Below are 20,097 nucleotides of genomic sequence, written 5' to 3'. Positions count from 1 at the left end.
TCACTATGCAAAACGACCTCTCCACGTTCTGGCGCGGACCGCGTTGGACTCTGGCCATGCTGCTTGCCATCCTCGGCATGCTGGGCCCGTTCTCGGTTGACACCTATATTCCAGCCTTCTCGGGCATTGCCAAGGCATTGGGTGCAACTCCCGTAGAAATGCAGCAGACCCTGTCTGCCTACCTGCTGGGCTTTGCCTTCATGAACCTGTTTCATGGCGCCCTGGCCGACAGCTTCGGACGTCGCCCCGTCATCCTCTGGGGGCTGGTGATGTTCACCATCGCCTCGGCCGGCTGCGCGCTGTCGCAGAACATCACCCAGCTGGTGATCTTCCGCACGCTGCAGGGCCTGTCCACCGGTGCCGGCATCGTAGTCTCGCGCGCCATCGTGCGCGACATCTTTCCGCCGACTCAGGCCCAGGGCGTGATGGCACAGATCACCATCTTCTTCGGTGTGGCGCCGGCACTGGCTCCGGTGATCGGCGGCTGGCTGTTCGTGCACCTGAGCTGGCAAGCCGTGTTCTGGTTCCTGACCATCGTGGGCGTGCTGCTCTGGCTCATCAACGTCAAGTTTCTGCCCGAATCGCTGCCGCCGCAAAAACGCCAGCCCTTCCAGTTCAGACCGCTGATGCAGGGCTATGGCATCTTGCTCACCGATCCGCGCTTTCTGCTGCTGGCCCTGGCCAGCGGCATTCCGTTCAACGGCATGTTTCTCTATCTGCTGTCGGCGCCGGCTTTTCTGGGCGATATCCTGCAGCTGGAGCCCACGCAGTTCTTCTGGTTCTTCATCGCCACCATCGGCGGCATCATGGCCGGCAGCTGGACCAGCGGTCGCATGGCCGGACGCATCCCGCCCAAGCGCCAGATCCGCCACGGCTTTCTGGTGATGTGTGTGACCTCCATCATCAATCTGGTGGCCAATCTGATCTGGCCTGCCCATGTGAGCTGGGCCTTGATTCCCATCAGCCTGTTCGCCTACGGCTGGGCGCTGATGGTGCCCGTGGTGACGCTGCTGGTGCTGGACATCCACCCTGCGCGGCGCGGCCTGGCCTCTTCGCTACAGGCCGTGGTGGGCTCGGTGGCCAACGGCTTTGTGGCCGGCGTGATTGCGCCGCTGGTCATGCATTCGGCCGCACTGCTGGCCACGGGCTCGATTCTGATGATGCTGATCGGCCTGGTCGCCTGGATCTATCTGCACCACCACTGGCCGGACATCGGCCGCCATGCCTCAGAGCATTAAAAAAAGGAGCATCTACCGCACGTAATTCATAGATTTCAGATTGAAAAGCATCTGAAATCTATGAATAGCACGCGCTATCCGCTCACTTTTTAATCAAGATTCCAGCCCTGTACAGGCAACAAAAAGCCGGCTTCAAGAGCCGGCTTTTTTCATGCTTCGGGCCGCAGCCCGAATCAGCGATCAACGCTCGTCGCGACGCGGTGCACGGGGCTTGCGCTCGAAGCTGCGCTCGCCACCACGTTCGCCATGGGGCTGGTAAGGCTTGCCGGCACCCTGACCAAAGGCAGGACGACGATCGCCGCCGCCGAAGCCGCGCGATTCGCCACCACGGAAGCCGCCTTCGCGGGGAGCGCCTTCACGGCCACCACCAAAGCTCTTGCGGCCGAAATCGCCGCCTTCACGGCGCTGGCCACCGCCGAAGCCGCCACGCGATTCGCCGCCGCCAAAGCCGCGCGATTCACCGCCGCGGAAGCCGCCGCGCTGCTCGCCACGATCGCCGCCGCCGAAGCTGCCGCGGTCATCACGACGCTCGAAGCTGCGCTCCTGGCGTTGTTCGCCACCGAAGCCGGGACGACCGCCGCCGAAGCCGCGATCCGCACCACGCTCGCCACGATCGCCAAAGCGATCACCGCGAGGAGCGCCGCCAAAACCGGCGCGATCGCCACCGAAGCGGTCACCGCCACGGTCGCCACCGAAACCACCGCGATCATTGCCACGGCCGCCGCCGAAGCTGCCGAAGCCGGACTTGCGGCCATAGCCTTCGCCATCACGGCGACCACCGAAGCCACCGCGACCACCGGCGCCGCCGCCACGGCGACCGTCACGCTCGCCCGCTGCCGGGAAGCGCTGCTGGGGTTCCATGCCGGGAATGGTCTCGGCCTTGAACTGCTGACGGGTATAGCCTTCGATATCGAACACGCGGCGACGGTCGCGGAATTCCGCAAAAGTCACAGCCACGCCTTCGCGGCCGGCACGACCGGTACGGCCGATACGGTGGGTGTAGTCCTCGGCCTTCATGGGCAGGCCGTAGTTGAAGACGTGGGTGATGGTGGGCACGTCGATACCGCGAGCCGCCACATCGGTAGCCACCAGGATCTGGACCTGACCGTTGCGCAGCGCCATCAGGCGGCGATTGCGCAGACCCTGGCTCAGAGCACCGTGCAGGGCCACGGCAGAGAAGCCGTCCTGCTGCAGATCGTTGGCCAGACCGTCACATTCCACCTGGGTGGACGCAAACACGATGGCCTGATTGATGCTGCTGTCACGCAGCCAGTGGTCGAGCAGCTTGCGCTTGTGCTGCATGTTGTCAGCCCAGAACAGCGCCTGCTTGATGTTGGCGTGCTTTTCCTGAGGCGTATCAACAGTCACCTTCTTCACGCCGGAGCCGTTGTCGTGCATCACGCGCATGGCCAGCTGCTGCACGCGGGGTGCAAACGTGGCGCTGAACATCATGGTCTGCTTGCGCTGGGCAGTCATCTGATTGACTTCAGCCAGATCGTCGGAGAAGCCCAGATCCAGCATGCGGTCGGCTTCGTCGACCACCAGGAACTGCACCTTGTCCAGCTTGATCTGCATGGAACGCTGCAGGTCCAGCAGACGGCCGGGAGTGGCCACCACCAGATCGGCGTTCTGCAGCTTGGCGATCTGCAGCTGGTAAGGAATGCCGCCCACCACGTTGGCAATGCGAATGCCGCGGCAGTGCTTGACCAGTTCGATGGCGTCATGCGCCACCTGCTGGGCCAGCTCACGCGTGGGGCACAGCACCAGGGCGCCGGGTACGGCAGCCTTGAAGTTGCGGGAGTTGGTAGGGTCCTTGCGCTTGTTGCGCTTGGGCAGAGGCTCGCCCTTGGCAGTGGCTTCTGCGCACAGACGCTCGAACTCGGCCTTGGCTTCGGCATCGGCTTGAGCGCGTTGCTGAATCAGGGTGTGCAGCACGGGCAGCAGGAAGGCGGCAGTCTTGCCCGAGCCGGTCTGGCTGGACACCATCAGGTCGATGAAACCGCTGGCATCAGCGGCTTCGCCCATGGCCAGAGGGATGGCCTTTTGCTGCACTTGTGTGGGCTGGGTGTAGCCCAGGTCGGCCACAGCCTGAACCAGCTCTGGGGCCAGGCCCAGTTCAACGAAGCCATTAGGGACTTCTTCAGCAGCAGTTTCTTCTGCGGTGTTTTCTTCAGCAGCAGCGTCTTCTGCGTCCATGTCAGCCAACATGGCGTCCAGACGGGAATCGATTTCAGGCGAAGACAAAGCAATATCAGCAGCGGCCACTTGGCCCTGCTCCAGGGAGTTTTCTGTCATGAATAGCTCACGCAAAAAGCGACGCAGTCAGCGTGCTGCTCGCTTCTTTGACGGTTGGTTATCAACATCCACCGTCAGACTTTGACTGGCCCGTTCGCAAAACGGGGCAGATGGGCGTTATGGCTTGTCGTGTCGGCTGTATGCAGGCCGTTGCACGCAAGTAAGAACCCGGTGTGTGATGGAGATGCGCAAAAATTACCCATTGATCGGGTAAGCACTGCATTGTCGCATGTACCGGGTTTTCCCGCAAGTGGCAGGGCTATACCACCCCGCCACCGCGTCATCAGACACTGAGCAGCTGCTGACGGTAATGCTGCAGCTCGTCGATCGACTCATGCACATCGGCCAGGGCCGTGTGGCGCTGCGCCTTCTTGAAGGAGGTATAGGCCTCAGGCTTCCAGCGCTTGGCCAGCTCCTTGAGCGTGCTCACGTCGATATTGCGATAGTGAAAGAAATTGTTGAGCTTGGGCATGTAGCGCTCCATGAAGCGCCGGTCCTGGCCAATGCTGTTGCCGCACAGCGGCGTCTTGCCCTTGGGCACGTACTTGCCCAGAAAGGCAATCAGCGCGGCTTCCGCCTCGGCCTCGCTGATGGTCGAGGCCTTGACCTTGTCGATCAGGCCGCTTTTGCCATGCGTGCCCTTGTTCCAGGCATCCATGCCGCCCAGCAGCTCGTCGGACTGATGAATGGCGAATACCGGGCCTTCGACGCGAATCTGCAGATCGGAGCTGCTGACCACCACGGCAATCTCGATGATGCGGTCGCGGTCGGGGTTCAACCCCGTCATTTCGCAGTCCAGCCACACCATATTGAGATCGGATTTGGGCAGAACCGGTGGGGTAGCGGCCACGGGTGCGGCGCTGACGGAATTCGTACAGGAAGCTTCAGACATGGCGCAAATTGTCGCCTACACTGCCAATACATGGCTTCCCAACTAGATTTCACATTGGCACTTTCGCTGCTCTTTGCGACGGCCGTGGCCCTGCAATGGCTGCTGCGTGTGTGGCTTGTTTCACGCCAGGTGCGCCATGTGGCCACCCACCGCGGCGCCGTGCCGCCGGCATTCGCCCATCGGATCAGCCTGGCGGCCCACCAGAAGGCGGCCGACTACACGCTGGCCAAGGCCAAGGTGTCGCTGATCGACATCACGCTGTCGGCCGCCGTGCTGCTGTGCTGGACGCTGCTGGGCGGGCTGGACTGGCTCAACCGCTGGCTGCTGGAGTTCATCAGCCCCGGCCTGTGGCAGCAACTGGCGCTGCTGGCCGGCTTTGCCGTGATCTCTGCCCTGATCGAGCTGCCTTTGTCGCTCTATCAGACCTTCAGGCTGGAGCAGCGCTTCGGCTTCAACCAGATGACGCCAGGCCTGTGGCTGGGCGATCTGCTCAAGTCGACGCTGGTGGCAGCCATCATCGGCCTGCCGCTGGCGGCCCTGATTCTCTGGCTCATGGGCGGGGCCGGGCCGCTGTGGTGGCTCTGGGCCTGGGGTGCCTGGACGGCTTTCAATCTGCTGCTGATGTGGATTTTCCCCAGCTTTATTGCACCGCTGTTCAACAAGTTCGAGCCACTGGCCGATGAAAGCCTCAAGAGCCGCGTGACCCGGCTGATGGAGCGCTGCGGCTTTGCGGCCAAAGGACTGTTCGTGATGGACGGCAGCCGCCGCTCGGCGCATGCCAACGCCTATTTCACGGGTTTCGGCAATTCCAAGCGCGTGGTCTTCTTTGATACCCTGCTCAGGCAGCTCAGCCCCGGCGAAGTCGAAGCCGTGCTGGCTCACGAGCTGGGCCACTTCAAGCACAAGCACATCAGCAAGCGCATGGTCCTGATGTTTGGCGCCTCGCTGCTGGGCTTTGCGCTGCTGGGCTGGCTCAGCCAGCAGCTCTGGTTCTACACGGGACTCGGAGTCTCGGTGCTGCTGGGTCCGAACATCGACGTGGCTGCCGAAAACAATGCGCTGGCACTGCTGCTGTTCATGCTGGCCGTGCCGGTCTTCAGCTTCTTCGTCACGCCGCTGATGTCGGCCATGTCGCGCCGCGACGAGTTCGAGGCCGATGCCTATGCCATGCAGCAGGCCGACGGTGCACAGCTCGCTTCTGCACTGCTCAAGCTTTACGAGGACAATGCCTCCACACTCACGCCAGATCCATGGTATGTGAGCTTTTACTACTCACACCCTCCTGCCGTGGATCGCCTGGCGCGCATGCCGGCTCCCGCAGGCAGCTTGTAACACCACAACGGTTTCAGACATGAGCACACCCACACTGCAACACAAAGACTGGTCCCAACTCAAGCGCAGCGCCTTGAGCACAGAGCAAGTGCAAGAGCAACTGGCAGCCCTTGAGGGCTGGGAGCTGTCGGCCGGCCCTGCGGCCATCAGCAAGACCTTCCGTTTCGTGAACTTCTACGAGACCATGGCCTTTGTGAACGCGCTGGCCCTGATTGCCCATCAGCAGGACCACCACCCCGATCTGGAAGTCGGCTACAACCGCTGCAAGGTCAGCCTCAACACCCATGATGTGGGCGGCATCTCCGAGACCGACATCGACTGCGCACGCCGCATCGAAGCACTGCTGAATCCGGCCTGATCCTTATGGCAAAACAAGGACGGCGCCCAGGCGCCCAAGCAACAGGCGGTACCCAGACAGGCCTGGTGGTCGCCAGTTATGGCCGCCACTGCGTGGTCGAGACCCCGGACGGCGAGCGCCGCATCTGCCATCCGCGCGGCAAGAAAAGCCAGGCCGTGGTGGGCGACCATGTGCAGTGGCTCGCTCCCCCACCCGGCCAGGGCGATGAAGGCACGATCGAGAAAATCGTGGAGCGCCGCAACGTCTTCTACCGCCAGGACGACATCCGCACCAAGACCTTTGCTGCCAACCTGGACCAGCTCCTGATTCTGATAGCCGCCGAGCCGGTATTCAGCGAAGTGCAGCTCGCCCGTGCGCTGATCGCCGCCGAGGCCGCGCACATCAAGCCCATCATTGCGCTCAACAAGATGGACCTGGAAGAGCCCTTCCTGCGAGCCTGGCAGCGGCTGGAGCCTTACCGGACCATGCGCGATACAGCGGACACCACGCCGCACTATATGGTGCTGCCGCTGTCGCTGGAAGATGCGGACGATGAAGATCGCGACGCCATCATCGGCCTGCTGCAAGGCAAGACCACACTGGTTCTCGGTCCTTCGGGCGTAGGCAAGAGCACCTTGATCAACTTGCTGCTGCCCGATGCCAAGGTGGCGACCAACGAAATTTCGCAAGCGCTGAACACCGGCAAGCACACCACCACCAGCACCACCTTGTACTGGGTGGATGAGGCACGCACCACCGCCATCATCGACTCGCCTGGATTTCAGGAGTTCGGCCTCTATCACATTGCCGCCACGCAACTGGCCGCCTGCATGCCCGACATCGGGGCGCTGGCAGACCAGTGCAAGTTCTACAACTGCACCCATCTGCATGAGCCTGGCTGCGCCGTCATGGCCCAGGTCGAAGCGCAGGACAGCCCTCACGCCATCAGCGCCAACCGCTACCGGATCTATGGCGAGCTGTTCGAGGAACTGAGTCAGGAACCGCGCTACTGAGCGCAATGCTGCGCTCTTTGAGAGCTATTCAGTGTTTGCCACGCCGGCCATCCCAAGCCCGATGCGCGCCCGCCGCCGCCTGGCTTGGCTGCCGGCCACAACCCGGTGTTCACGTCATGAAGCCCAGAATTTTTCAGCCCTGCCTGCTCGCCGCCATCGCCTTAGTGATGTCTGCAGGCATGGGCCTGACCTGGGCCCAGGGCACGGAGTCCGCCCCCAGCTGGGAAGACGAGCCGCCCACGCTGTCTCGCTGGATCGAAGAAGGCTACAAGGCCGAGCAGAGCCGGCAGCCATGGCGCGCAGCGCAGCGCTATTGCGCGGCAGCACGCTATGGCAGCCTCGAGGCCCAATACCGGCTGGGCCGGCTGCTGTTGCTGGGCCGAGGCATGACGCCCGACCCTGCCACAGGCACGACGCTGCTGGCTCTGGCCGCCCAGCGCGGACATGAAAAAGCCCAGCTGCTGCTGGCCGGCAAGCTGCCCGGCGACCGGCTGCCCGACTGCCTGACCCAGGGGGATGCACCGCCGCAGGAGTTTACCGACTCCGGCCAGGAGGCCGTGCCCCACGAAGTGGTGGCCAGCTATGTGAGCAGTCTGCCCAGGGAGAAGCGGCGCATGGCCGAGCTGGTGCAACGCCTCGCGCCACGCTTCTCGATTGATCCGCGGCTGGCACTGGCCATCGTGCGCTCGGAGTCGAATTTCGAGGCACAGGCGCTGTCGCCGCGCAACGCTCAGGGCCTCATGCAACTCATTCCCGAGACTGCCGAGCGTTTTGGCGTGCGCGATGCCTGGAATCCCGAGCAGAATGTGCGTGGCGGCCTGGCCTACCTGCGCTGGCTGCTGGAGCGCTTCGAGGGCGATGTGGCACTGGTATCGGCCGCCTACAACGCGGGCGAGAGAACCGTGCAGCAGTATGGCGGCGTGCCTCCTTATGCGGAGACGCGTGAATATGTGCGGCGCATACTGAGCTTCTATCGCGCCAAGCGCCACGAGCGCCCTGCTCGCTGATGGCACCTTGAACAGCGCCCGGCATGCCGGTCGCACCAGAGCCACCTTCGCATATGGCACTGCCCAGCACAGGACTTCGGTGACCCGCTGCTGCTGGAGCGCTCATGCCGTCAAGCTGCTGCCACGCAGAAGGCAATGTCCGGGTGCTCAACCGAGCAGACGGGCAAATGTCAGCAAGGCCAGCAGCAGAAGCCAGACCACAACCGAACGCCAGACCAGCCCCACCACACTGCGAAGATGGGCCATTTCCGGCTCTCGCCCCGGAGTGACATCGCTGCCCGTCCACTGTGCATCGTCGCCCTCTTCACCGTCAGCCGCATCGCGGCGGCGCAAGGCCTCGCCCCCCAGGCGTACATTGATTGCACCCGCAGTGGCTGCCAGAATCACGCCATCGTTGTCATTGGGAAAGCGCTGGGCATAGACGCGCCAGTTGTCTATGGCCTCCTCAAAGCTGCCCACCATGGCAAAGGACAGTGCCGTCAGCCTCGCCGGCAGCCAATCGATCACATACCAGGCCTTGGCTGCGGCGGACTGCAAACGCTCGCTGGTCGGTGCCCGAAGGCCTTCCGCCCCCTTGCGCGACCAGGCACGCGACAGATATTCGGCCATGCGGTAGAGGATGGCCCCCAACGGCCCCAACCCCAGAGCCGAGAGAATCGAAAACCAGAACAGCACGCCAAACACATGGCGGTGTGCGGCCAGCACCGAGTACTCAATGACATGTCGCACTACTTCGCTGCGTGGCACCTCGCTGGCATCGACCTGCTGCCAGTCGGCCAGGGCCTGACGGGCGGCAAATTCATCACCGGCATCGAGCGCATCGCGAATCCGCGTGAAATGGTGGCTGAACTGGCGAAAGCCCAGCGTGACATAGAGCACGGCGACGTTCCACAGCATGGCTGCAGGCCAGCCTATGAACTCCATCAGCGCCCAGAATATGCCCAGCACGATAAGACTGGGCAGCAGCACGGCCATGGCCCAGGCCAGCCAGCCGTGATGGGGCTTGCCCGCATCGAAGTTGCTGCGTACGGTCACTGTCCAGGCGCGGTAACCGGCCTGCACCAGATTGGAGCGGGCCAGCGGGCGCGCCTGTTCCAGCAGCAGTGCGATCAGGATGGCAAAAAAGCTCATTGCTTCATCATAGCGGCGCTGTTTGTCGGCTCGTTACAACTGCTGTCTCAAGCCGCCAAAAAACGGTAAAGATTGCGCAACATGCCCGCTGTCGCCCCCCAGATATAACGTTGCTGCTCACCATCCTGATAGGGCATGGCAAACCATTCGCGATCCACCCCCTGCCACAGCATGGCGTGACGCTCATGATGTGCGGGATTGAGCAGATACGACAGGGGAACCTCAAACAGATCAGCCACCTCTCCAGGATTGGGGAAATAACTGGCCTGCGGATGAACCAGCGCCACCACAGGGGTGATGTGAAACGCCGTCCCCGTCACGTAAATTGGCAAGCGACCCAGCACCTCGACATTCCTGGGAGCCAGTCCCACTTCCTCATGCGCCTCGCGCACCGCAGTGGCCTCGGCCGAGACATCCTGCGGGTCGCGCTTGCCGCCGGGAAATGCCACCTGGCCCGAGTGCGTGGACAGCCCGGCCGAACGCACGGTCAGCAACACGGTGGGCTGCTCGCGCATGACGATGGGCACGAGCACGGCCGCGTCAGAAGGCGGCCTGGCAGTGATGCGCTTTTCCTGCATGGCCTCGGGCAGCCACAGCGGCGGCTGGGCAAAGCGCGTGCGCAAGGCCTGAGGCGTCTGTGCAGCCAGCGGCACGGCCGGCAACTGGCTATCGATGCCCAGAAGGCGAGCCTTGCGCGGATCAACAATGCCCACCACGGGGAGCGAAGAATTATCAGTTGCAGGCATGTAGGTGTTCAGCCAAAAACCAGAAGCAAGAATCACAAAGCCAAGGCCGGCATAAAAAAAGCCGCCACAGCGAACTGTAGCGGCTTTTACGGAATCGCTTCCGATACGCGTATTACACGGCTGCAGCAGCAGTCTTGTTAACGCGCTGGGGCAGCTTTTCCTTGATACGAGCAGACTTGCCGCTGCGCTCACGCAGGTAGTACAGCTTGGCACGACGCACATCACCGCGACGCTTGACTTCGATCTTGGCGATCAGGGGAGAGTAGGTCTGGAACGTACGTTCCACGCCTTCGCCGCTGGAGATCTTGCGCACTGTGAAGCCGCTGTTCAGGCCGCGATTACGCTTGGCAATCACCACGCCTTCGTAAGCCTGCACGCGCTTACGGCTACCTTCCACCACGTTCACGCTCACGATGACGGTGTCACCGGGGGCGAATTCGGGGATGGTCTTGTTCAGGCGAGCGATTTCTTCTTGCTCGAGGGTCTGGATCAGATTCATGATTTAGTCCACCTTGATCTTGTCCGCGCCAGAATTGGCAAGCACCGGGATTGGTGCTATTGCTGCATTAAGCGAGCTGCCGAAGCGGCTCCGCCATTTCCTTGCAGCGGCCGGATAGAGGATCAAAGAGCCTGCAATTATAGCTTGGACGCTGTTTTTGCCAAAAAACCCTCATCTTTGGCATTGAGCAGCCCCTGCTTGCGGGCCTGCTCTATCAGCTCTGGCCTATGCTCGGCCGTAATGCGCAGGCGCTGATCGCGACGCCAGCGCTCGATATTGGAGTGGTGACCGGAGAGCAGCGCGGCCGGCACCTCCTGCTCATTCCAGACTTCGGGGCGAGTGTAGTGGGGGCAGTCCAGCAAGCCGTCAAGCGCAGGATTGAAACTGTCCTGCTGAAAGCTGCCTTCATCGTTGAGCACACCGGGCTGCAGACGCGCCAAAGAGTCCAGCAGCACCATGGCTGCCAGCTCGCCGCCCGAAAGCACAAAGTCACCCAGACTCAGTTGATGAGTGACATTTCTATCAATAAAACGCTGGTCAATGCCCTCATAGCGGCCGCAGAGCAGCACCGCCCCCCGGCTTTCGGCCCAATCGGCCACCACAGCATGCTTGAGAGTCGTACCTATGGGTGAGAACAGCACTACAGGCGCAGGCTCGGCCTGCTCCTGGGCATCGGCCTCGGTGCGTGCCGAGCGAATCGCTTCAAGGCAGCGCTGCAGCGGCTCGGCCATCATCACCATGCCGGGGCCGCCGCCAAACGGTCGATCATCCACACGGCGGTAATTGCCTTCAGCCCAGTCACGCGGATTCCACAGATGCACTGCCACCTGGCCCGAACTGTAGGCACGACGCGTCACCCCGCTCTCAAGAAATGGAGCGAACAGTTCAGGGAACAGCGTAATAATGTCGAAGCGCATTGATATAAAAGCGATTTCAGCTACAAACTAAATAGCAAAAAAGCTTTCTAGCTCAATAATCGGGCTGCCAGTCGGCCACGATCTTCTTGCCGGCCAGATCCACCGAATCCACATAGGCATCGACAAAGGGTATCAGACGCTCCTGCTCCTTGCCGTCCTGTTCATAGCCCAGCACCAGCACGGTCTGCGGGCCGGTGGCCATCAAGTCCTTGATCACCCCCAGGGCCACACCTTCGCGGTTGACCACGTTCAGTCCCATCAGATCCACCCAGTAGAACTCACCATCCTCGGTCTTGGGAAAATGCTCGCGCGCCACAAAGACGCGGGCACCGCGCAAAGCCTCGGCAGCGTTGCGGTCAGCGACCTCAAGCGAGGTGGCCACAATGGTGTCGGCATGGAAACGGGCCTGCTTGACGGGCAGCACCACGGTGCCCGTGAAATGCTTGGCGCCTTTCTCGGCAGGCTGCAAAAACCAGTCCTTGGCGGCAAACAGGGCCTCCGGGGCGCTGCTGAAGGCATGAACCTTGAACCAGCCCTTGATTCCCCAGGCATCGGCAATGCGACCGACTTCAATGGCATCAGCAGGCAAGCTCGTGGCTTGAAGAACAGGCATGTGACTCATGGGATCAGCAGAAAAATGCAGAATTTCAATAAAAAACGGGTCCCGTCAGGCAAGCCAACGGAACCCGCTTTGGTAAAGGTGCCTAGAGAGCGACCGCCTAAATTAGGCAGCAACCTTCTTTGCAGCTTCCTTGATCAGGCGTTCAGCCGTATCGGAAGTTTGAGCACCAACGCTCTTCCAGTAGTTCACGCGGTCCAGAGCCAGACGCAGGCCTTCTTCGGCGCCACGAGCGCTAGGGTTGTAGAAACCCAGACGTTCGATGAAAGCACCGTCGCGACGCACGCGCTTGTCAGCTGCAACGATGTTGTAGAAGGGACGAGCCTTAGAGCCGCCGCGGGAGAGACGAATAACAACCATGATGTTTCCTTCGGGTGGTTACAGCCAGTGCCATCAAAAATTTGACCAGCTGCGCAGGTTTTCTTACAGCGTTTGAGACACGCGACATGACCACCCGGCCAGCGACACGCCGTAAAACCGGAAATTATATCGAGTTCTGTCAAAGCTGCCTATAGCAACGATAAATGGGCATAGCCGGCAAAGAGGACTCCCTGAAAGTGAACCGCAATTGCCCTGAGCCCCGCATTTCGCGCGAAGGCAATAATGGACGGGTTCTTTCGTTTTCTGCCTGCGCACCAGACCATGAACCAACTTGTTCCCGCCTCCACCCCGGCCCCTCGCCCCAAAAACAAGACGATGGCCGCCTGGCTGGCCTTGATCGGCGGGCCTCTGGGGCTGCATCGCTTTTACCTGCACGGCCTTGGGGACTGGCTGGGCTGGCTGCTGCCCATTCCCACGGCACTCGGCATCTACGGCATCGAGCGCGTGCAGCAACTGGGGCAGGACGACAGGCTGAGCTGGCTGCTGATCCCCCTTCTCGGCTTCACCATCGCGGGCTGTGCCCTGCGCGCCATTCTCTATGGCCTGATGGAGCAAGGAAACTGGAACCGGCTCTTCAATCCCTCTATAGAGGCCGACGCACCTGCCGGACGCACCCAATGGGCCACGATTTTTGCCGTAAGCCTGTCCCTGATGCTGGGGGCCACCGTGCTGATGGCCAGCATCGCCTACAGCTTCCAGCACTACTTCGAATATCAGGTTGAAGAGGCGCGAAAGATTTCTCAGTAGCTGCAGCACTCTGCACCAGGGGTTCTCGCCCACGCCGAAGCGGCTTCGGCCTTGCCGCTTTTGTAAGCAAAAGTCTAATTTTTCAGCTGCTGGACGCAAAGCGCAGCCTGCCGATTCCACAGAACTCACAATGCCCAACTGACGAACATCTTGCAAAGGCTGCATCCAAGCAGTTTTCGCACTACGACGGCTTTGCTGCACCAGTCCGAAGAGGTCTTATGTCTGCAACCAACGAAAAGTCTGCCAGATCCGAAGTGCATGGGCAAAACTCCTTTCCAGCTGCCACCAGTCTGGTGGGCGTGTACGGAGAACAGCTTTTCCGCATTCTCGAACAGACCAGCAGCGGCTATGTGCTGCTGGATGCCCAGAACCGGGCCCAGCGCTGGAATGATGGTTACCTGCAGCTATTTCCCTGGCTGGCCGCCACCCTCAAGGTCGGCATACCTCTGCAAGCCGCTTTGCAAGCTGCCGCAACCGCAGCTCCGGCAAGCGCTGCACCGGCTCTGAGCCATATCGCTGGGAGTCATCAAGCCCTGATTGCGCGCCAGCAGGTCAATGCCCAGTTTCAGTTGCCCGATGGACGCAAGCTCAATCTGTCAGCTCACGCCCTATCGGCCAATTACACCGTGCTGGCCTGCAAGGAACTGCTGCCTCATGGCAACGAGGCAGAAAGCCTTTCCTTCTTCGATGTGCTGACCAATCTGCCCAACCGGCGCCTGCTGCTGGACAGACTGTCCCAGGCCATGATTCAGTCCGAGCGCACGGGCTGGCGCGGGGCCTTGCTGACCATAGACATGGGGCCGGTGGCGGGCTCGTCCGCCGGCACAGGCGAGAGCCCGCCCGGCCTGGCACAGAACATCGCACAGCGCCTGCTAGCCTGCGTACGCTCTTGCGATACCGTGGCCAGACTCGATGCCAAGCATTTCGTCATCATGGTTTCGGATCTATCCCCGGATATCGAAGTGACCACGGTGCTGGTGGAGCGCTTGGGAGAGCGTCTGCAGGAAAGCCTGAACGGCAGCTACCAACTCGGCAACAAACGCGCGATGCTGGAGGCCAATATCGGCGCCACTTTGTTCGGCCCCCACTCCCGCTCCGCCACCGAGTTGCTGCAGCAGGCAGAGAGCGCCATGTACCGTCTGCGCGACGAGGAAGCCCGCGGCCTGCACTTCTTCAGCCCCGAACAGCGCATCCTGGCCGATGATCGCCACTGCATGGAGCAAGAGCTGCGCGAAGCCCTGCGCCTCGGCCAGTTCGAGCTGCATTACCAGGCGCAATATTCCGCCAGCGGCGACGTCAACGGCTTGGAGGCCCTGCTGCGCTGGCGCCATCCCAGACGCGGACTCGTACCACCGAGCATCTTCCTTTCGGTGGCAGAGGAGACCGACATCATCGTTCCGCTGGGCCGCTGGAGCATTCAAGCCGCCTGCGAGCAATTGGCCCGATGGAAAGCCGAGCAGCAATTGGGCAGGCTGCCCATCTGCGTCAACATCAGCGCCAGGCAGCTCAGGCAAGCCGATCTGGCCGAGCAGGTGCAGGGCATCATCAGCCAGACAGGGGTCGACCCAGCCTTGCTGCTGCTGGAGCTTTCCACCCAAGCCCTGAGTCCTTCGTACGCGGATATAGTGCCCACACTCACCCGCCTGCGCACCATGGGAGTACGGCTGTCACTCGACGATTTTGGTGGCGGCTCCAATATGCTGGAAGCACTGCAGCAGCTCCCCCTGAACCAGCTCAAGCTCTCGCATTCTCTGGTGCAACGCCTGGGCCCCAACAATGCCGCCGAGGCCGCCGTGCAGGCGGCCATCGCTCTGGCCGCCCGCCATCGGATGACGATAGTCGGCGCCGGGGTGGAGACCCTGGAGCAGCGTGCCCTGCTGGCGCAATATGGCTGCGAACATTTCATGGGCTATCTGCTCAGTCCCCCGGCACCGGTCGGCCAACTCAGATCGCTGCTGCAGCGGCAGGCCATATCCAGTCTGCAGGAAGCTGCAGCTTGACACCGTGTTTCAGCCATAAAAAAGGGCTTCGCTAAGCGAAGCCCTTTTTCCGTTCACCCCCTGATCGACAAGCGTCAACAGCTATCAATCAAGGAGTACGCAAGCTCAATACAGTTGCAGGCTGACCCAGTAGGCAATGGATGCCACAAAGGCGCTGGCGGGGATCGTCAGAATCCATGCCCAGACGATATTGCCTGCCACGCCCCAGCGCACGGCACTCGCGCGCTGCGTGGAACCCACGCCCACGATGGCACCGGTAATGGTGTGCGTGGTCGAGACGGGAACTCCCAGGAAGGTGGCAAAGAACAATGTCAGAGCACCACCGGATTCGGCGCAGAAACCTCCGACGGGCTTGAGCTTGGTGATCTTCTGACCCATGGTCTTGACGATGCGCCAGCCGCCAAACATGGTGCCCAGGCCGATGGCCAGATAGCAGCTCACGATGGTCCACAGGGGAGGCTCGGCATCACCGGCATTGGCATAGCCCGTGGCAATCAGCAGCAGCCAGATGATGCCGATGGTCTTTTGCGCATCGTTACCACCGTGACCCAGGCTGTAGGCACCGGCAGACACCAGTTGCAGACGGCGGAACCACTTGTCCACGCGATTGGGGCTGGCGCGGCGGAAAATCCAGGCCACCAGCACCATCATCAGCGAGCCCAGCAGAAAGCCCAGCACGGGAGAGACGAAGATGAAGGCAACGGTCTTCCAGATGCCGCTGGCGATCAGCGCGCCCGCGCCGGCCTTGGCAATCACCGCACCCACGATGCCGCCAATCAGGGCATGCGAGGAACTGCTGGGAATGCCGTAGACCCAGGTGATGACGTTCCAGGTGATGGCACCCACCAGAGCGCCGAACACGACATGCGTGTCAACGATGCCCGGCTGAACAATACCCTTGCCCACGGTTGCCGCCACACTGAGGTGGAAGACGAAAACCGCAACAACGTTGAAGAACGCGGCAAATGCCACGGCCTGAGTAGGCTTGAGAACCCCCGTGGAAACCACGGTGGCAATCGAATTGGCAGCGTCGTGAAAGCCGTTCATGAAATCGAACAGCAAGGCGAGCACCACCAGCAAAATCACAACCCAGAGGGCTGCCTGTACTGGCTCCATGATCGGGCTCCAGCGAGAATCAGGAATTCTCGAGGACGATGCCCTCGATCAGGTTCGCCACGTCTTCGCAGCGGTCCGTGATGGTTTCCAGCAGCTCATAGATCGCCTTGAGCTTGATCACTTCACGCACATCGGGCTCTTCACGGAACAGCTTGCTCATGGCCGCACGCATCACGCGGTCGGCATCGCCTTCCAGGCGGTCGATCTCGTCGCAGGTCTTGCTGGCGGCATCCACGATCGTGGGGTCCGAGAGACGGTCCAGCAGCTTGACGGCATCACGCACACGTTCGCAGCAGCGCACGCACAGATCGGTCAGACGAGTGATTTCGTCTGTCATGTGACGCACGTCATACAGGGCCATGGTCTCGGCCGAGTCCTGAATCAGGTCGGCCACGTCGTCCATGGTGTTGATCAGCGAATGGATATGTTCGCGATCCAGGGGCGTGATGAAGGTCTTGTGCAGCAGCTTGGTGACGTCATGGGTCACACGGTCGGCTGCGCGCTCGGCGTTGTCCACATCGGCGTTGTATTTTTCGCGCAGATGGGGATCGTTGTAATTTGCAACGAGTTGCGAGAAGGCATGAGCTGCTTCAACGATGCGGTCCGCATGTTGATTGAACATCTCGAAAAAATTGCCTTCGCGCGGCAATAGCTTGCCAAACAGCATGAATGCTCCTTACCGGGGAAAAGAAACCAGGCGACTCACTGCAAAAAAAAGTGCATGGTTCCCGGCTTAAACGGGGCGGAGTTTACTCTTGAGTCATTGTGCGTTTCAGCGCGTCTTCAAGACACCCCTTCTGGCACCACGAAAAATAAAATACAAGCTCTTCGCCATGCTAGGCACTGTCACAAAGCCTGTGATTCCTCCAGACAACACCGAAGAGCAGCAATCCACCCGCCCAAAGCGCCGACTCCTTGAGCATGTCACTGAGCCACGCGAAAGCGTTCCAAATACTTCTTTTTGTAATAAGCAAATTCTATTCAATGACAAAAAAGAATTAAAAGGAACTAAAAAGAAATGAATAAAACAATCAAAGAACCGTGAAAAACGTCATTTTTTTGTCATTTTCTTGAATTTAAGGGGAATTAGGGTTCACCCTTGACTGCAGGAGAGCGTCACGGCGGGATAGCGCACCACGATCGAAAGCGCCAACCGTCTCGTCGAGACTTACTCTCCCAGGTAGGCCGCACGCACGCGCGGATCACTCAGCAAGGTCTGGCCCGGCCCCGTCATGGTGATGATGCCGGACTCCATGACATAACCCCGATCGGCCAGCGCCAGCGCGCGACTGGCGTTCTGCTCCACCAGCACCATGGTCACGCCCAGCGCATAGACATCGCTGACCACCTCGAAGATCTTGTCCACCATGATGGGCGACAAACCCATGGACGGCTCGTCCAGCAGCAGCACCTTGGGCTGACTCATGAGCGCGCGGGCCATGGCCAGCATCTGCTGCTCGCCCCCGGACATGGTGCCCGCCAGCTGATCCTTGCGCTCCTTCAAACGCGGAAAGATGCCGAACATGCGCTCGATATCCGCCTGGATGCCGGCCTTGTCCTTGCGCGTGTAGGCACCCATGAGCAGATTTTCGGTAATCGTCATGCGGGCGAACACGCCGCGCCCCTCGGGCACCATGACCAGGCCTTCGGCCACCAGATCCCAGGCGCCCTTGTCCTTGATGCTCTTGCCCAGGTAGAGAATTTCGCCATCGGCAATCGGCAACCCTCGCGTGACAGCCTTCATGGTCGTGGTTTTGCCCGCGCCGTTGGAGCCGATCAGCGACACCAGCTCGCCCTGATGCACCTGAAAGTCCACGCCCTTGACAGCCTGAATGCCGCCATAGCCCACCTTCAGGCCCTTGACCTGCAGCAACACCGGGGCCGTGGACTTGGAGGCCTGCGCCTGTTCCAGCACTTGATCCTGCATCTTCAATGGCCTCCCGTGCCCAGATAGGCTTCAATCACTTTTTCATTCTTCTGCACTTCGGCAGGCGTGCCTTCGGCAATCGGCTTGCCATAGTCCAGCACCGTCACGCGGTCGCACAGACCCATGACCAGCTTCACATCGTGCTCGATGAGCAAGATGGTGCGGTGGTCGTTGCGAATGCGGTCGATCAGCTCACGCAACTGCAGCTTCTCGGTCGCGTTCATGCCGGCAGCCGGCTCATCCAGCGCAATCAGCTGCGGGTCCGTCGCCAATGCTCGAGCAATCTCCAGGCGACGCTGGTCGCCATAGGACAGGGTGCGCGCCTTGAAGTCCGCATATTTGCCGATGCCGACATAGTCGAGCAGCTCGCGCGAGCGGGCGCGGATCGCGGCTTCCTCGGCCTTGAAGCCCTTGGTGCGAAACACCGCTCCGAGCAGGCCGGAATGCGTGCGCACATGGCGCCCGACCATGACGTTTTCCAGTGCCGTCATCTCGGCAAACAGGCGGATGTTCTGGAAGGTCCGTGCAATGCCGGCCCTGGCCACCTTGTGCACCGCCGTCGGCTCATAGGGCTTTCCGGCCAGCTCGAACTTGCCGGTATCGGGCGTATAGAGGCCGGTAATCACATTGAAGAAAGTCGTCTTGCCTGCGCCATTCGGGCCGATCAGGCCATAGACCTGGCCTCTATCAATCTTCATGCTCACACCGGACAGTGCCTGCAAACCGCCAAAGCGCTTGGAGATGTCCGAGACGTGGAGGACCGTGGAAGTCGTGCTCTCTGCCATATCAATTCACATTCCTTGTCTTCGCTGTCATCAGGACGGATGGTCCAGGCTTTTGGCATGCTCTGGCGTGGGCCACAGGCCGCGCGGACGCATCAGCATGATGACGATCATGGCCAGCGCAATCAGCAACTGGCGCAGGATGGAGGCATCCAGCCGCCCCCCCGTCATCTCCTGCAGCGGGCCAGCCACATAGCGCAGCGCCTCGGGCAAAGCGGACAGCAGCACCGCCCCCAGAATCACGCCGGGAATATGACCCAGACCGCCCAGCACCACCATGGCCACGATCATGACGGACTCCATCAGGCTGAACGACTCTGGCGAGACGAAGCCCTGAAAGGCGCCGAACATGGAGCCGGCCACACCGCCAAACGATGCCCCCATGCCAAAGGCCAGCAGCTTCATATTGCGCACATTGATGCCCATGGCCTTGGCGGCGATTTCGTCTTCCCGTATCGCCATCCAGGCACGGCCTATGCGCGAGTCCTGCAGGCGGTAGCAGATCAATATCGTGAACAGCACCAGCACCAGGAACAGGTAGTAGTACAGCGTGACGGAGGATATGTCGTAGCCGAAGATTTCATGCCGCTTGGCCAGATCGAAGCCGAAGATCTTGACCGAGTCGATCTGGCCAATGCCTTTGGGGCCGTTGGTGATGTTGACGGGCTGATCCAGATTGTTCAGGAAGATGCGGATGATCTCGCCGAAGCCCAGCGTCACGATGGCCAGATAGTCCCCGCGCAGCCGCAGTACGGGAAGCCCAAGCAGCACTCCCGCACAAGCCGCTATCAGCATGCCCAGCGGAATCACCAGCCAGATCGAGGTGTGCAGTCCGTTGGGAAACATGGCCACAAAACCTTCGAAGGTCTCGGCCAGATGCGGCGATGCCATGAGCGCAAACATATACGCGCCCACGGCATAGAAGGCCACATAGCCCAGATCCAGCAGGCCGGCGTAGCCCACCACAATGTTCAGACCCAGCGCCAGCATCACATAGAGCAGTGCCAGATCGGCGATGCGCACCCAGGCGTTGCCGAAATACTGCAGGATCAGCGGGAGCACCAGCAGGCCTATGCCGCCCACAATCCAGTGGAGTGTCTTGTTGTTCTTCATGGGCA

At 61.1% G+C, this 20,097-nt stretch carries 20 protein-coding genes; 7 read left to right on the top strand and 13 right to left on the bottom strand.

The genetic code is table 11. From position 1 onward, the window contains the following. Window positions 1–5 precede the first annotated feature (5 nt). On the top strand, window positions 6–1,238 hold the full coding sequence (locus DFO48_RS06885) for a multidrug effflux MFS transporter (RefSeq protein ID WP_114862936.1): 1,233 nt from the start codon (window positions 6–8) through the stop codon (window positions 1,236–1,238). 180 nt (window positions 1,239–1,418) lie between these two features. Here the strand turns inward: DFO48_RS06885 and DFO48_RS06880 are convergent, their stop codons facing one another. Together DFO48_RS06880 and orn are read right to left on the bottom strand one after the other, a co-directional pair. Beyond that, window positions 1,419–3,533 (bottom strand): DEAD/DEAH box helicase, encoded by a 2,115-nt coding sequence (locus DFO48_RS06880; RefSeq protein WP_114862935.1) that lies wholly within the window; start codon window positions 3,531–3,533, stop codon window positions 1,419–1,421. Between the two features lie 283 nt (window positions 3,534–3,816). Next, a complete protein-coding gene (orn, locus tag DFO48_RS06875) occupies window positions 3,817–4,425 on the bottom strand; it encodes an oligoribonuclease (protein ID WP_003067823.1) in 609 nt (202 codons plus the stop codon). A 30-nt stretch (window positions 4,426–4,455) separates the two neighbouring features. Between orn and DFO48_RS06870 the strand changes: the two genes are divergently transcribed. The 4 genes from DFO48_RS06870 to DFO48_RS06855 all read left to right on the top strand — a co-directional run bounded on the left by DFO48_RS06870 (window position 4,456) and on the right by DFO48_RS06855 (window position 8,114). Next, window positions 4,456–5,757 carry a M48 family metallopeptidase gene (locus DFO48_RS06870; protein WP_114862934.1) on the top strand — a complete coding sequence of 434 codons (1,302 nt, stop codon included), beginning with the start codon at window positions 4,456–4,458 and terminating at the stop codon, window positions 5,755–5,757. Window positions 5,758–5,776: 19 nt separating this feature from the next. Next, window positions 5,777–6,115, top strand: a complete 339-nt coding sequence (locus DFO48_RS06865; protein ID WP_003076782.1) for a 4a-hydroxytetrahydrobiopterin dehydratase — start codon at window positions 5,777–5,779, stop codon at window positions 6,113–6,115. A gap of 5 nt (window positions 6,116–6,120) precedes the next feature. Next, entirely contained in the window at window positions 6,121–7,107 is a 987-nt protein-coding gene (gene rsgA, locus DFO48_RS06860; RefSeq protein WP_003076783.1) for a ribosome small subunit-dependent GTPase A, read from the top strand. Between the two features lie 116 nt (window positions 7,108–7,223). Beyond that, complete coding sequence (locus tag DFO48_RS06855; protein WP_114862933.1) at window positions 7,224–8,114, top strand: lytic transglycosylase domain-containing protein; 891 nt, start codon at window positions 7,224–7,226, stop codon at window positions 8,112–8,114. A gap of 147 nt (window positions 8,115–8,261) precedes the next feature. Here DFO48_RS06855 and DFO48_RS06850 read toward each other — a convergent pair whose 3' ends face one another. The 6 genes from DFO48_RS06850 to rpsP form a co-directional block, all read right to left on the bottom strand. Beyond that, the gene (locus tag DFO48_RS06850) at window positions 8,262–9,245 is read right to left on the bottom strand and encodes a CobD/CbiB family protein (protein WP_114862932.1); all 984 of its coding nucleotides are present in this window, start codon (window positions 9,243–9,245) and stop codon (window positions 8,262–8,264) included. A 47-nt stretch (window positions 9,246–9,292) separates the two neighbouring features. Next, the gene (locus tag DFO48_RS06845; protein ID WP_114862931.1) at window positions 9,293–9,991 is read right to left on the bottom strand and encodes a CoA pyrophosphatase; all 699 of its coding nucleotides are present in this window, start codon (window positions 9,989–9,991) and stop codon (window positions 9,293–9,295) included. Window positions 9,992–10,103: 112 nt separating this feature from the next. After that, the gene (gene rplS, locus DFO48_RS06840; RefSeq protein ID WP_003076790.1) at window positions 10,104–10,490 is read right to left on the bottom strand and encodes a 50S ribosomal protein L19; all 387 of its coding nucleotides are present in this window, start codon (window positions 10,488–10,490) and stop codon (window positions 10,104–10,106) included. Between the two features lie 137 nt (window positions 10,491–10,627). Continuing rightward, window positions 10,628–11,407 (bottom strand): tRNA (guanosine(37)-N1)-methyltransferase TrmD, encoded by a 780-nt coding sequence (gene trmD, locus DFO48_RS06835; RefSeq protein ID WP_003076791.1) that lies wholly within the window; start codon window positions 11,405–11,407, stop codon window positions 10,628–10,630. Between the two features lie 52 nt (window positions 11,408–11,459). Then, entirely contained in the window at window positions 11,460–12,029 is a 570-nt protein-coding gene (gene rimM, locus DFO48_RS06830) for a ribosome maturation factor RimM (protein ID WP_034349024.1), read from the bottom strand. A 102-nt stretch (window positions 12,030–12,131) separates the two neighbouring features. Next, a complete protein-coding gene (rpsP, locus tag DFO48_RS06825) occupies window positions 12,132–12,386 on the bottom strand; it encodes a 30S ribosomal protein S16 (protein WP_003058210.1) in 255 nt (84 codons plus the stop codon). A gap of 282 nt (window positions 12,387–12,668) precedes the next feature. Between rpsP and DFO48_RS06820 the strand changes: the two genes are divergently transcribed. Both DFO48_RS06820 and DFO48_RS06815 read left to right on the top strand, forming a co-directional pair. Further along, complete coding sequence (locus DFO48_RS06820; protein ID WP_034349141.1) at window positions 12,669–13,154, top strand: NINE protein; 486 nt, start codon at window positions 12,669–12,671, stop codon at window positions 13,152–13,154. Window positions 13,155–13,372: 218 nt separating this feature from the next. Further along, on the top strand, window positions 13,373–15,154 hold the full coding sequence (locus tag DFO48_RS06815) for a bifunctional diguanylate cyclase/phosphodiesterase (RefSeq protein WP_114862930.1): 1,782 nt from the start codon (window positions 13,373–13,375) through the stop codon (window positions 15,152–15,154). 105 nt (window positions 15,155–15,259) lie between these two features. Here the strand turns inward: DFO48_RS06815 and DFO48_RS06810 are convergent, their stop codons facing one another. The 5 genes from DFO48_RS06810 to DFO48_RS06790 all read right to left on the bottom strand — a co-directional run bounded on the left by DFO48_RS06810 (window position 15,260) and on the right by DFO48_RS06790 (window position 20,092). After that, window positions 15,260–16,270 (bottom strand): inorganic phosphate transporter, encoded by a 1,011-nt coding sequence (locus DFO48_RS06810; RefSeq protein ID WP_087084894.1) that lies wholly within the window; start codon window positions 16,268–16,270, stop codon window positions 15,260–15,262. Between the two features lie 19 nt (window positions 16,271–16,289). Further along, window positions 16,290–16,937 carry a DUF47 domain-containing protein gene (locus DFO48_RS06805; RefSeq protein WP_003058214.1) on the bottom strand — a complete coding sequence of 216 codons (648 nt, stop codon included), beginning with the start codon at window positions 16,935–16,937 and terminating at the stop codon, window positions 16,290–16,292. A gap of 501 nt (window positions 16,938–17,438) precedes the next feature. Then, a complete protein-coding gene (locus DFO48_RS06800; protein ID WP_114862929.1) occupies window positions 17,439–18,197 on the bottom strand; it encodes an ABC transporter ATP-binding protein in 759 nt (252 codons plus the stop codon). 2 nt (window positions 18,198–18,199) lie between these two features. Beyond that, complete coding sequence (locus DFO48_RS06795; protein WP_003076802.1) at window positions 18,200–18,982, bottom strand: ABC transporter ATP-binding protein; 783 nt, start codon at window positions 18,980–18,982, stop codon at window positions 18,200–18,202. A 30-nt stretch (window positions 18,983–19,012) separates the two neighbouring features. Beyond that, window positions 19,013–20,092: an ABC transporter ATP-binding protein gene (locus tag DFO48_RS06790; RefSeq protein ID WP_003076803.1), complete on the bottom strand. Its 1,080-nt coding sequence runs from the start codon at window positions 20,090–20,092 to the stop codon at window positions 19,013–19,015. Between the last annotated feature and the right edge of the window lie 5 nt (window positions 20,093–20,097).

The sequence above is a fragment of the Comamonas sp. AG1104 genome (genome assembly GCF_003350425.1).
In the GTDB taxonomy this organism is placed as follows: domain Bacteria; phylum Pseudomonadota; class Gammaproteobacteria; order Burkholderiales; family Burkholderiaceae_C; genus Comamonas; species Comamonas testosteroni.
Note: the sequence above shows the minus strand (reverse complement) of the source record. Positions and strands in the feature narration are given on the sequence as shown.

Excerpts from the sequence above, each read along its gene's own strand:
- rpsP (WP_003058210.1), bottom strand. The coding sequence starts at position 12,386 with ATGGTTGTTATTCGTCTCTCCCGCGGCGGCTCTAAGGCTCGTCCCTTC.
- DFO48_RS06805 (WP_003058214.1), bottom strand. The coding sequence starts at position 16,937 with ATGCTGTTTGGCAAGCTATTGCCGCGCGAAGGCAATTTTTTCGAGATG.
- rplS (WP_003076790.1), bottom strand. The coding sequence starts at position 10,490 with ATGAATCTGATCCAGACCCTCGAGCAAGAAGAAATCGCTCGCCTGAAC.
- trmD (WP_003076791.1), bottom strand. The coding sequence starts at position 11,407 with ATGCGCTTCGACATTATTACGCTGTTCCCTGAACTGTTCGCTCCATTT.
- DFO48_RS06850 (WP_114862932.1), bottom strand. The coding sequence starts at position 9,245 with ATGAGCTTTTTTGCCATCCTGATCGCACTGCTGCTGGAACAGGCGCGC.
- orn (WP_003067823.1), bottom strand. The coding sequence starts at position 4,425 with ATGTCTGAAGCTTCCTGTACGAATTCCGTCAGCGCCGCACCCGTGGCC.
- DFO48_RS06885 (WP_114862936.1), top strand. The coding sequence starts at position 6 with ATGCAAAACGACCTCTCCACGTTCTGGCGCGGACCGCGTTGGACTCTG.
- DFO48_RS06820 (WP_034349141.1), top strand. The coding sequence starts at position 12,669 with ATGAACCAACTTGTTCCCGCCTCCACCCCGGCCCCTCGCCCCAAAAAC.
- DFO48_RS06795 (WP_003076802.1), bottom strand. The coding sequence starts at position 18,982 with ATGGCAGAGAGCACGACTTCCACGGTCCTCCACGTCTCGGACATCTCC.
- DFO48_RS06865 (WP_003076782.1), top strand. The coding sequence starts at position 5,777 with ATGAGCACACCCACACTGCAACACAAAGACTGGTCCCAACTCAAGCGC.
- rimM (WP_034349024.1), bottom strand. The coding sequence starts at position 12,029 with ATGAGTCACATGCCTGTTCTTCAAGCCACGAGCTTGCCTGCTGATGCC.
- DFO48_RS06880 (WP_114862935.1), bottom strand. The coding sequence starts at position 3,533 with ATGACAGAAAACTCCCTGGAGCAGGGCCAAGTGGCCGCTGCTGATATT.
- rsgA (WP_003076783.1), top strand. The coding sequence starts at position 6,121 with ATGGCAAAACAAGGACGGCGCCCAGGCGCCCAAGCAACAGGCGGTACC.
- DFO48_RS06790 (WP_003076803.1), bottom strand. The coding sequence starts at position 20,092 with ATGAAGAACAACAAGACACTCCACTGGATTGTGGGCGGCATAGGCCTG.
- DFO48_RS06855 (WP_114862933.1), top strand. The coding sequence starts at position 7,224 with ATGAAGCCCAGAATTTTTCAGCCCTGCCTGCTCGCCGCCATCGCCTTA.
- DFO48_RS06870 (WP_114862934.1), top strand. The coding sequence starts at position 4,456 with ATGGCTTCCCAACTAGATTTCACATTGGCACTTTCGCTGCTCTTTGCG.
- DFO48_RS06815 (WP_114862930.1), top strand. The coding sequence starts at position 13,373 with ATGTCTGCAACCAACGAAAAGTCTGCCAGATCCGAAGTGCATGGGCAA.
- DFO48_RS06800 (WP_114862929.1), bottom strand. The coding sequence starts at position 18,197 with ATGCAGGATCAAGTGCTGGAACAGGCGCAGGCCTCCAAGTCCACGGCC.
- DFO48_RS06810 (WP_087084894.1), bottom strand. The coding sequence starts at position 16,270 with ATGGAGCCAGTACAGGCAGCCCTCTGGGTTGTGATTTTGCTGGTGGTG.
- DFO48_RS06845 (WP_114862931.1), bottom strand. The coding sequence starts at position 9,991 with ATGCCTGCAACTGATAATTCTTCGCTCCCCGTGGTGGGCATTGTTGAT.